Raw genomic sequence first — 11,200 nt, forward strand, 5'->3', positions numbered from 1 at the left:
CAAACTCTCAAGTTGAAGAACTGATCATCGCTGATCACAACATAAACGGAGGCTCACAACCGACCGGCGTTTCCACCTGATCGTGTGAGCACCGAAACGTCAGACCAGCATCATCCTACTCACAGCTGGTTCGCGAAGAACCAGCCCGCAGGGACGACGCCGTCCACGCTTCTCTTTCTCGTATGCACTTGTCAAAGAGCCGATCGGGCCGGAGCCAGATCTCATACCCTAGAGAACAAAAAGCAGCGCCGGGTTGCCCTGGCCCTTGCTTGCTCTTCTCTGGGAAGGTTCGTCGGGGCGGGCCGTTTCGTCGGCGCCCCGTCGGTGAGCGGTCGTTTAAGGGTAGCCGGCTTGCCTGTCAACACGACCGGAACTGACCGGTCTGCGACCGAACCGACGCCCATCCGCGGCCCCCAATCGGGACCCGCGGTGACGCTCGCCTTCGATATCGAAGAGCCGGAAGCGGGTGAGGCCCGTCGCCGGCTAGGTTGAGATGGTGTGCTCGGAGCAGGATTCAAGTCCTTCACCACCTCCCCGGCGAGTGCCCCGCCCGGACGCATGGCCCGACGCGCCCGGTCCGCCTATGACGGACGGTGCAAGATCCGGGGGAGCCGGGGAGGGGATACGGATGAGACACGTGGCGTTGGCGGCTCTGTTGCTGGGTCTCGGCCCGGCGCTCGCCGGGGAGGATCCGGCGCTGCCGACCGTCGATTACGCGAATACCCGCTTCTCGGGACTCGACCGGATCACGCCCGAGAATGTCGGCCGGCTCACGGTCGCCTGGACCTACTCAACCGGCGTGCTGCGTGGGCACGAGGGCGCGCCGCTCGTGGTCGGCCACATCATGTTCGTGCACACGCCGTTCCCGAACACCGTGACGGCCCTCGATCTCGACCAGGACGGCAAGATCCTGTGGCGCTACGCGCCGCGCCAGGACGCAGGCGTGGTCGCGGTGATGTGCTGCGACACGGTCCATCGCGGCCTTGCCTATCAGGACGGGCGGATCTTCCTGCAGCTCGCCGACACCAAAGTGGTGGCGCTCGAAGCCGAGACCGGCCGGGTGCTGTGGTCGGTGCAAAACGGTGACCCGGGCAAGGGGAAGACCAATACGGCGGCGGCGCTGCCCGTGCGCGACAAGGTGATCGTCGGCCTGTCGGGTGGCGAGTACGGGGCGCGCTGCCACGTCACCGCCTACGACCAGGCGACGGGACGGCGCCTCTGGCGGGCCTTCGCCACCGGGCCGGACGACGAGATGCTGATCGATCCGGACAAGACGACGGAACTCGGCCGCCCGGTCGGGCGCGACTCGTCGCTGAAAAGCTGGGAGGGCGAGCAGTGGAAGACCGGCGGCGGCTGCGCCTGGGGCTGGTTCTCCTACGATCCGGAACTGAACCTCGTCTATTACGGCACCGGCAATCCTTCGACCTGGAACCCGGCCCAGCGCCCGGGCGACAACCGCTGGGCGATGGCGATCGTCGCCCGCGACGCGGATACGGGCGTCGCCCGCTGGGTCTACCAGATGACGCCGCACGACCAGTGGGATTACGACGGCGTCAACGAGATGATCCTGACCGAGCAGCAGGTCGAGGGCCGCCGACGCCGGCTGCTGACCCATTTCGACCGCAACGGCTTCGGCTACACCCTCGACCGGGAGACCGGCGAGCTCCTGGTGGCGGAGAAGTTCGATCCGAGCGTGAACTGGGCCAAGCGGATCGACCTCGACCGCGCCTCGCCGGCCTACGGCCGCCCGGTGGTGGACGAGCGCTACGCGCCGGGCGTCGCCGGCGAGGACGAGACCGTGACCGGCATCTGCCCCGGGGCGCTCGGCGCCAAGAACCAGCAGCCCGCCGCCTACTCGCCGCGGACCGGCCTGTTCTACGTGCCGACCAACCACATGTGCATGGATTACAAGCCGTTCCACGTCACCTACACGCCGGGCCAGCCCTATGTCGGCGCGACGCTGGCGCTGCACCCGCCGGCCGGCTCCGACCGCACCGGCGCCTTCATCGCCTGGGACAACCTGGCGGGCCGGATCAAATGGTCGATCCCGGAGCCGTTCTCGGTCTGGTCGGGGGCGCTCGCCACCTCCGGCGGGGTGGTGTTCTACGGCACCCTCGAAGGCTACCTGAAAGCGGTCGACGCCGCGACGGGGACGGAACTCTACCGCTTCAAGACGCCGTCGGGGATCGTCGGCAACGTCACCACGTACAGGCATGGCGGGCGGCAATACGTGGCGGTCCTGTCGGGCATCGGCGGCTGGGCCGGGATCGGGCTCGCCGCCGGGCTGACCGACCCGGCCGAGGGGTCGGGCGCGGTCGGGGGCTATGCCGCCTTGTCGCAATATACCGCGGCGGGCGGGCAGCTCACGGTGTTCGCCCTCCCGGAGCACTGAACCGGGGTCTCGAACAGGTCCGGACGGAGACGGCCCGGATCGCCCATCGACAAGGAGGCTCTTCGATGCGGGTGCCGATCGCGCTCCTGTGGCTCCTCGCGGCACCGGCCGCCCTTGCGCAGGCCCCGCCCGCGCCGGTGGAACCGTCGCTGGCCGCGTGCCTACCCGGCCTCATCGCCCGAGCGACGGAGCAGGCGGTAACGCCGGCCCTGGCCGAGGCGCAGCTCTCCGGGCTGACGGCCGATCCGGGGGTCGCGGCGGCGACGGGCAGGCAGGCCGAGTTCGAGAAGCCGATCTGGGCCTATCTCGACGCCGCGGTGAGCGAGGAGGCGGTGACCGACGGCCGGGCGAAGCTCGCCTCCGAGGCGAGCCTGCCGGCGATCGAGGCGGCGTACGGCGTCGACCGGCACGTGCTGGTGGCGATCTGGGGCATCGAATCGGGCTACGGCCGCGTGCTCGACGATCCCCGCAAGGTGCGGCCGGTCCTGCGCTCGCTGGCGACCCTCGCCTGTGCCGGTGACAAGCGGGTCGCGACCTGGACCGAGGAGCTGGTGGCGGCTCTGCGCATCCTCGATCTCGGCCGCACCACGCCGGAGCGGCTGACCGGATCCTGGGCCGGCGCGATGGGCCACACCCAGTTCATGCCGACGACGTATCTGCGCCACGCCCTCGATTTCGACGGCGACGGCCGGGCCGACATCTGGACCTCGGTGCCCGATGCGCTCGCCTCGACGGCGCAGTACCTGCGGACCTTGGGGTGGCGCCCGGGCGAGGGCTGGGGCGGCGAAGCCGTGCTGCCGGCGGGCTTCGATTATCGCCTCGCCGACGAGACGACGATGCGGACCCTCCGTGAGTGGAGGGCGCTCGGCGTCGTACCCGCCGGCAGGGCGATCGGGACGGATACGGACATGGCGCGCCTCGTCCTGCCGGCCGGGGCGAGGGGGCCGGCCTTCCTGCTGCGGCCGAATTTCGGGGCGCTGCTCGGTTACAACGCCGCCTTCTCGTACGCGCTGGCGGTGGCGCATCTCTCGGACCGGCTGCGCGGCGAGCCTGGCTTCGCGCAGGCCTGGCCCCGGGGCGACCGGCTGCTCGGCAGCGATGAGCGGCGGGAGATCCAGGCGAGCCTGGAGGCGAAGGGGCACCCGGTCGGCGGGGTCGACGGGCGGATCGGCCCGCGGACCCGGGCGGCGATCCGCGCCTGGCAGGCGAGCGCCGGGCTGGTGCCGGACGGCTACGCCGATGCCGGCCTGCTCGACCGGTTGCGCGCCGGACCGTGATCGTCGTGCCGCCGCACGACGGCGAAGGCGGCCGGCGCATCGGCGGCGGCGCCGGCGCCGGCGCGGACGTGCCGAGATTCTCCGACGGGACCATCCGAGGACGCGGAATCGATTCCCCGCCAACGCACGATTCGGGGACTCGGCACCACCGTCTCGGACGCGAAGCGCCTGACTCCTGTGGAGAAAAGGTTGTCGACTCCTGAATCGGAGAGCCTGGGGCTTAACGCTTGACTCCCCGTCGGCCGAGTCCGCCAAACTACGCTGACCTGCTCGGATGGGGCTCGAAAGCGTAGATGTCGAAGGGTGCCGAAAGTCGAATCGCCGGGCGGAAGCAGGTCTCCGCGACGCCGTTCGACGCCGTGATCGCGGCCCATGCCGACGCCCTGACGCGCCAGCTCGAACGGGTCGGCGCGCGGTTCGCCCCGCCGGCCGCGCGGCGCGAGCTGCGGCGCTTCCCGACCGGCGAGGCGGCGCGGCTGATCGGCATCACCGATGCCTACTTGCGCCAGCTGATCCTGTCGGACGGGGCGCTGGAGCCCGAGAAGGGCCCGGCCGGCCGGCGACAATTCACCCTGGCGCAGATCAACGACCTGCGCCGGCATCTGGCCCGGACGCGGCCCGCTTACCTGCGCCACCGCCGGGACGGCGAGCACCTGCAGGTCCTGGCGGTCACCACCGTCAAGGGCCGCTCGGGCAAGACCACCGCGGCGGCGCATCTGGCGCAATATCTCGCGTTGCAGGGATATCGTGTGCTGGCCGTCGACCTCGACCCGCAGGCGGCGCTCTCCGGCCTGTTCGGCTGCCGGCCGGAGCTCGATGTCGGGGTGAGCCAGACCCTCTACGGCGCGGTGCGGCGCGACGGGGCCGAGCGCCCGCTGCGGGCGATCCTGCGCCCGACCCATTTCCCCGGCATCGACCTGGTGCCCGGCCATCTCGAGCTGATGGCCTGCGAGCACGGGGCCGTCCCCGAGAGCCTCGTGGGCCGCGTCGCCGAGGCTCTGGCGGGCATCGCCGACGATTACGACGTGGTGGTGGTCGATTGCTCGGCCCAGCTCGGGGGGCTGACCCTCGGCGCGCTGTGCGCGGCGACCGGCATCCTGGTGACGGTGCAGCCGCAGATGCTCGACCTCGCCGGCATGTCCGGCGCGCTGCGCATGACCGCCGACCTGCTCGGCGCGGTGCGCGAGGCCGGCGGTGACCTGCGGCACGACTTCCTGCGCTACCTCGTGACCCGCTACGAGCCGCATGACGGGCGGCAGACCGAGATCGTCGGGTTGCTGCGCTCGCTGTTCGGCGAGCAGGTGATGACGCATGCGGTGCCGCTCTCGACGGCGATCGCGGAGGCCGGCGCCTCCGGGCGGACGCTCTACGAGGCCGGCCGCGAGAGCTTCTCCCGCCAGACCTACGACCGGACGGTCGAGGCGCTCGATGCGGTGAATGCCGAGATTACCCGCGAGATCGCGCAGGCCTGGGGCCGCGCGGCGTGAGCCGTTCCCTCATCCCGGGGTGATGCCCCAGGTGACCGGCGTCCCCTGAGGGCGCCCGTTGACCCGCCGTCCGGCGGTTTCCCTCACTCGAACCCAGAAAGGATCGATCCGGCAAAAGAAAAAGGCCCCCGAAGCGACGCCCCGGAAGCCCTTCTCTTAGTGCCTGGCAGCCTGAGAGAATCAAATCCGGCACATTCTGTCAAGCGTGGCGCCGATTCGGCGATCCCTTTTCTGTTGCCTGACGACAGGCAAAAGCCATGTCTCAGACCCAACCGACGACGCCCTTCGGGCGGCGGCCGCTGTCGCTCGCCATGATGGCGGCGCAAGCGGCGGCGAAAGCCTGCCCGGACGAGGCCGCGAGCCACAAATGGCGCACCTTCCGTCACCTGACCGAGGCCAAGGCGCGTCTCGGGATCGGGGACCGGGCGCTCGCCGTGCTGTCGGCGCTGCTCAGCTTCCATCCCGAGACCGCCCTGGTGCCGGGACCGGACCTCGTGGTCTTCCCGTCGAACCGCGAATTGTCGGTGCGGGCCCACGGGCCGTCGCCGACCACGCTCCGCCGGGCGCTGACCCAGCTGGTCGAGGCCGGCCTGGTGATCCGCCGCGACAGCCCGAACGGCAAGCGCTACGCCCGCCGCGGCGAGGGCGGGCAGATCGAGCAGGCCTTCGGCTTCGACCTCTCGCCCCTGGTGGCGCGGGCAGGTGAATTCGAGGGGCTGGCCACCGAGGTGCGGGCCGCTGCCAAGGCGCGGGCGGTCCTGCGGGAAGAGATCTCGCTGCTGCGCCGGGACATCGGGAAGATCGTCGCCTTCGCGCGGGAGACCGGCATGAGCGGCGCCTGGGACGCGATCGAGGAGCAGTTGCAGGGGGCCGGCGCGATGCCGTCGCGCTCGGCCGGCAACGCGGTGCTGGCGGAGATCGCCGAGGAGCTGCGGGATTTGAGGGCCGCGGTGGATAAGTGCCTGGCGGAATCGATCGAATTCCAAAAAATGGATGCCAGTGAGTCCCAGGCCGGCTGCCACCATCAGAGTTCAAAACCTGAGTCTTCTCAGAATCTTGAAGGGGATTTGCGGGGACAGGAGGCTGAGATCGGGATGGGTCCGGCGGAAAGCGTCGTGCCGGTGAGCCGCGCCCTGCCGCTGCGGCTGGTGGTCGAGGCTTGCCCGGACATCACGGCTTATGCCCGGCACGGGATCGGCACTTGGCGGGACTTCCTCGGTGCGGCCGTCGTCGCCCGGGCAAGCCTCGGGATCGGGCTGCCGGCCTGGACCATGGCGGTCGAGGCGATGGGCGAGGAGCAGGCCGCGGTGGTGGTCGCGGGGATCCTGCAGCGCGGGACGGCGATCGCCGCGCCCGGGGCCTACCTGCGGGATCTCGCCGGGAAGGCGCGGGCAGGGCGGTTCTCGGCCTGGCCGATGGTGATGGCGTTGTGGCGGGTGCGGCAAGGCAATGCGATGCCGCTACCGGCTCTCTCGGGCGCGCTCCCGGGCGCGACGACGCCGACGCCGTTCTCGGGGTCTGCCGTCCATGCGTGATGGTCGCGCGACGATCCGGACGTGGCTGGTCCCCGGAGGAGAACGCCGCAGACGGCTTGGCGGCGGACGGTCTTCGCCGTCGCGGAACGGGCCGATTCCGGAGGTCACGCTCAAAGCGGACATGCCGGTCGTCGTCGCCGATGACAGCGATCCGCTCCGGGGTGATTCGACCCACGCGATCCGCCGCGAAGGCGCCGGTGCCAAGGCGTCCCCTCTGGCTTTGCCACGGAGGCTGGATCGTCGAGGCCCGTGGAGGCTGCCTCCCGTCCGCCGGGGAACTGGCGCGGCGTCCGCCGACGCCGCCTTCGAGGAGTTCAGGTGCTCGCCAGGCCTGGATCCGTGGCCGCATCCGCCCGCACAGTCCGCCGCGCCAGGGCGACCGCCTCGCGGATCACCTCCGGGTCCCCGACCTCGTGGGCGAGGATCAGGACGAGGCGCTGGGTGAGCGCCGCGCTCTCGGCCTCGTCGAGATCGCGGTAGCCGTGGACCAGGATCGCGTACACGTCGTCGGCGCGACCGGAGAAGCCGTCATCCTGCCGGAGCCCCATCACGCCGCCTCCCGGATCGCGGAATCGGGGCGACCCTGGGCGCGGGCGAGCGCCCGGGCGACGGCGTCGGGGTCGAGAGCCGGGAAGCGCGCCGCCACGTGGGCATCGGGCCGGATCAGGTAGGTGGTGCCGGACGTGGCGCCGTAGCGGGCGGCGGCGAGCCCTTGTGGGTCGCACAGGATCTCTGCGCCCGGCAGAGGGAGCGACGCCGGGGCGATCACGACGATCGGCAGGTCGAGGCCGGCGAGCGGCGTCAGGTCCGGGGCCGCGTCGATGAAGAGCAGGAGCGTGAACGTCCCGCCGAGCCTGTCGAGCAGCCAGGCCTGCCGGCCTTCCGTGTCGGTCACCGGGGCGTCGGGGCAGGCCGTGCCGGGTTCGGGCCCGCTGGCGAACGCCGTTGGATCCGGCGTCTGCAGCGACAGGTCCGCGAGGCTGCACGGACGCGACAGCCGGCCGGCATTGAGGAGGGCGCGGGCGAAGGGCGCCTCGGCGGCGAGCGCCAGCACGCCGTCGCGCAATGCGCGCTCAGGCCCGCTGCGCGGGGTCATGAAGGCGGTGGTGCGGCTCGACTGCCGGATGTTCTCGTCGGCGGCGCGGCCGCGCTCCTCGTCGTAGGTGGCGATGAGCGCGTGCGGCGCCCGGCCGGCCAGGACCAGGGCGAGCTTCCAGCACAGGTTGTCGGCGTCCTGCACGCCGCCATTGCCGCCCCGCGCCCCGAACGGGCTCACCACGTGGGCGCTGTCGCCGGCGAAGATCACCCGTCCGTGGACGAAACGCTCCAGCCGCGCGCAGCGGAACGAGTAGACCGAGCACCACTCGAGGGTGACGGGCGTCTCCGCGCCGACCACCGCCCGCACCCGCGGCATCACCCGCTCGGGCCGGCGCTCGAGGTCGGGATCGGCATCAGGCCCGAGCTGGAAATCGAGGCGGAACACGTCGTCGGGCTGGCGGTGCAGGAGCGCGCTCTGGCCGGCATGGAAGGTCGGCGCGAACCAGAACAGGCGCTCGGTCGGGAAGCCGGCCTGCATCCTGACATCGGCGATCAGGAATCTCTCCTCGAAGCGCTGGCCGGGGAAGGGCAGGCCCATCCGGGTGCGGGTCGGGGAGCGGGCGCCGTCGGCCGCGATCACCCAGGCGGCCTCGATCCGGTAGGTCCCGTGCGGGGATTCGACGTCGAGGCGCACGCCGTCCTCGGTCTGGGCGAGGCCGGTGACGGCGTTCCTCCAGCGCAGATCGATCAGGCCGGGAAAGTCGCCGGCCCGGTCGATCAGGAATGCCTCGACGTGGTATTGCTGCAGGTTGACGAAGGCCGGGCGGCGATGCCCGCCCTCGGGCAGCAGGTCGAAGCGGTAGAGCTCGCGGTCGCCATGGAAGACCCGGCCGGCATTCCAGGTCACGCCCTTGTCGACCATGCGTTGGCCCACACCGAGCCGGTCCCAGATCTCCAAACTGCGCTTGGCCCAGCAGATCGCCCGGCTGCCGGTCGCGACCGTGTCGTCGTCGTCGAGCACGACCACCGGGACGCCGCGGGTCGCGAGGTCGATGGCGCAGGTCAGGCCGACCGGTCCGGCGCCGATCACCACGACCGGCCGGCGGGGGGCCTCGCCGGTCAGCTCGGGGGGCGGCGCGGAGGCATAGCGGGGCGTGCTCATGGGATTGTCTCGACGATTGTCTCGGAGCCCATCCGTTTCGCTCGGGCCGGACCGGCCATCCCGTCAGTCCGGGCCCGCTCCCGCGGCCCCGGGAGGGCGCCGAGGGCGTCGGCGTCGTTCAGACCCGGGTCAGAGCGGCATCACCCCTCCAGCGCCCGCCACATCTCGATGTCGCGCTCGGCGGTCCAGATCCGGGGCGTGTCGATGCCCTTGGCCTCGTCGTAGGCGCGGCTGACGTCGAAGGGCATGCAATGCTCGAAGATGACCCAATGCCCGTATCGGGGCCGCATCTCGCGCATCGCCCGGTCATACACCGCCTTGAGGTCGTGGCCGGCGGCCACCCCCTCGCGGGCGATGGCGTAGAGGTCGCGCAGGAAGGCGCGGGTGCCCTCCAGCCCCTCCCGAATCTGGTCGGGATTCGTCAGCGCCTCGCCGCGGCCCGGCACCAGGGCGGCGGCCCCCAAGGCTTCCAGCCGGTCGAGGGTGGCGGGCCAGTCCTGGAAATGCGCGTCGCCGCAATAGGGGGTGGCGCCGTACTCGACGAGGTCGCCGGAGAACAGCACCCGCTCCTGCGGCAGCCACGCGATGGTGTCGCCGGCGGTATGGCCGCGCCCGGCATGGATGATCCGCACCTCCCGCGTGCCGAGCCACAGGGTCATCTCGCCGTGGAAGGTCAGGGTCGGCCAGGTCAGGCCCGGGATCTCTTCCTTGCCGCGGAAGAGGCGCGGGAAGCGCTGGATCTCCGAATCCATATCCTGCCGCCCACGCTCGACGATCATCGCCCGGGCGACGTCGCTGGCGATGACGTTGACCCGGTCCGGATAGCCGGCGACGCCGAGCACCCGCACGGCGTGGTAATGGGTGAGCAGGACGTGGCGGATCGGCTTGTCGGTGACCTCGCGGACCTTGGCCACCAGGTCGCCGGCCATGCGCGGCGTGGCGCGGGCATCGATCACCAGGACCGAATCGTCGCCGACGACGATGCCGGAATTCGGATCGCCCTCGGCGGTGAGCGCGTAGACGCCCGGCGCCAGCTCCGAGAAGGTTTCCTTCTTCTCGGCGAGGTCGCCCTGGCTGGCGAAGCCCTTGCTCATGCGGTTGCCTCCCGTGGCAATGTCTTGCCGATGCCGTTCGATGCGGCATCGTGCGGCGCGTCCCGAGGGACGGCAGTCCTTGGTGCACTTCGCTTGCTGCACGTCGCTTGTTGCACTTGCAACTTGATGTAAGATGTTGCGAACGCAACCGTCAAGGGCCCGCACCGCAGACCGATGGACCGCCTGAACCTGCTCCGCTTCTCCCCGTTCCGGCTCAATCGGCTCGCCACCGAGTTCAGCCAGGCCCTGGCGGCGGATTACGCCCGATTCGGCATCGACATCCCGGAATGGCGGGTCCTGGCGACGTTGGGGCAGCATGACGACCCGCGCAGCGCGGCCTACGTCGTGCGCTGCACCCGCACGCACAAGTCGCGGATCAGCCGCGCGGTGAGCCACCTGATCGCGCTCGGCCTCGTCGCGCGCCAGGAGGGCGGCGACGACCGGCGCGAGATCATGCTGCACCTGACGGAGCAGGGCCGCGCGATCTACGACGAGCTGGTGCCGATCCTGCTTGCCCGGGAGGCGGCGCTGCTCTCCGGCTTCAGCGAGGCGCAGAAGCGGGATTTCGAGCGGCTGCTGGACGTGCTGGAAGGGTCGCTCGGGCTGGTACGGGATCGAGACAGGTAAGGCCCTCGTCCCCTCCGGGTCACCATCGAACCTCGTCGAAGACGCGAGCCCGGAACGACCGGGAAGGCGCCGGAACCGTCGAGGCCGCTTACCCGGCGATCACGGTCGCGACCGGTGCGTCCGCCCGCGCCACGTAAGCCGTCAGCAGCACGAAGACCAGGACCGTGATCGCGTTCCAGGCGAGATACCGGCTGCGGTCGATCAGGGTGCGGCTCTTGGCGATGGCGGGCATGAACAGGGCTCCTCGACGAGGGGCGAGCGGCGCCCGTGGAAGGGGTCGATGGATCGACTCGCGCCCCGGCGGCCACGGCTGGCGGATCGCCGCATTCAAGCCGGGCCGGACCCGGCCGTCAATGAACGCGCCTCCCAAAGAGCCACGAGACCGGAGACGATCCTTGCTGTTGTTTGGGCAAACGGGAGAATGAATTTCCGACGATGCGCGAACGCTTCCCGGGCCGGACACATTTAGAGCGCCTAACAGAACCGCTCGATCTGGTGGAGGGTGATGATGCTGGCCTGGAGGAATGTGAAGGCCTCATAGATGTCGGCACGCCGTTCGTAGCGGACGGGCAAGCGGCGGGCGCGGTT

At 70.9% G+C, this 11,200-nt stretch carries 9 protein-coding genes and 1 pseudogene; 5 read left to right on the forward strand and 5 right to left on the reverse strand.

What is annotated here, in order from left to right; all coding sequences use genetic code 11:
• The first annotated feature begins 628 nt into the window (after positions 1-628).
• From FF100_RS35930 to repC, 4 genes are all read left to right on the forward strand, one after another.
• Complete coding sequence (locus tag FF100_RS35930; RefSeq protein WP_139040779.1) at positions 629-2,392, forward strand: methanol/ethanol family PQQ-dependent dehydrogenase; 1,764 nt, start codon at positions 629-631, stop codon at positions 2,390-2,392.
• Positions 2,393-2,457: 65 nt separating this feature from the next.
• Complete coding sequence (locus FF100_RS35935; protein ID WP_139040783.1) at positions 2,458-3,669, forward strand: lytic murein transglycosylase; 1,212 nt, start codon at positions 2,458-2,460, stop codon at positions 3,667-3,669.
• Between the two features lie 293 nt (positions 3,670-3,962).
• The gene (repA, locus tag FF100_RS35940; protein WP_139040784.1) at positions 3,963-5,156 is read left to right on the forward strand and encodes a plasmid partitioning protein RepA; all 1,194 of its coding nucleotides are present in this window, start codon (positions 3,963-3,965) and stop codon (positions 5,154-5,156) included.
• A gap of 257 nt (positions 5,157-5,413) precedes the next feature.
• Positions 5,414-6,691, forward strand: a complete 1,278-nt coding sequence (gene repC, locus FF100_RS35945) for a plasmid replication protein RepC (protein ID WP_139040785.1) — start codon at positions 5,414-5,416, stop codon at positions 6,689-6,691.
• 314 nt (positions 6,692-7,005) lie between these two features.
• Here the strand turns inward: repC and FF100_RS35950 are convergent, their stop codons facing one another.
• The 3 genes from FF100_RS35950 to FF100_RS35960 all read right to left on the reverse strand — a co-directional run bounded on the left by FF100_RS35950 (position 7,006) and on the right by FF100_RS35960 (position 9,985).
• The gene (locus FF100_RS35950; RefSeq protein WP_139040787.1) at positions 7,006-7,239 is read right to left on the reverse strand and encodes a DUF2783 domain-containing protein; all 234 of its coding nucleotides are present in this window, start codon (positions 7,237-7,239) and stop codon (positions 7,006-7,008) included.
• The gene (locus FF100_RS35955) at positions 7,239-8,891 is read right to left on the reverse strand and encodes an FAD-dependent oxidoreductase (RefSeq protein ID WP_139040788.1); all 1,653 of its coding nucleotides are present in this window, start codon (positions 8,889-8,891) and stop codon (positions 7,239-7,241) included. The genes FF100_RS35950 and FF100_RS35955 overlap by 1 nt, the downstream gene beginning before the upstream one ends.
• A gap of 140 nt (positions 8,892-9,031) precedes the next feature.
• Positions 9,032-9,985, reverse strand: coding sequence for an MBL fold metallo-hydrolase (locus FF100_RS35960; protein ID WP_139040789.1), 954 nt, complete (start codon positions 9,983-9,985; stop codon positions 9,032-9,034).
• Positions 9,986-10,159: 174 nt separating this feature from the next.
• On the opposite strand from FF100_RS35960, the gene FF100_RS35965 reads away from it, so the two are divergent.
• On the forward strand, positions 10,160-10,612 hold the full coding sequence (locus tag FF100_RS35965; protein ID WP_139040791.1) for a MarR family winged helix-turn-helix transcriptional regulator: 453 nt from the start codon (positions 10,160-10,162) through the stop codon (positions 10,610-10,612).
• Positions 10,613-10,700: 88 nt separating this feature from the next.
• Here FF100_RS35965 and FF100_RS37475 read toward each other — a convergent pair whose 3' ends face one another.
• Together FF100_RS37475 and FF100_RS35970 are read right to left on the reverse strand one after the other, a co-directional pair.
• Positions 10,701-10,844 (reverse strand): hypothetical protein, encoded by a 144-nt coding sequence (locus FF100_RS37475; RefSeq protein ID WP_171070474.1) that lies wholly within the window; start codon positions 10,842-10,844, stop codon positions 10,701-10,703.
• Between the two features lie 242 nt (positions 10,845-11,086).
• Positions 11,087-11,200, reverse strand: a pseudogene (locus FF100_RS35970) (IS5/IS1182 family transposase); the annotation flags it as partial.

Origin of the sequence: Methylobacterium terricola, from assembly GCF_006151805.1 — a bacterium.
GTDB lineage: Bacteria > Pseudomonadota > Alphaproteobacteria > Rhizobiales > Beijerinckiaceae > Methylobacterium > Methylobacterium terricola.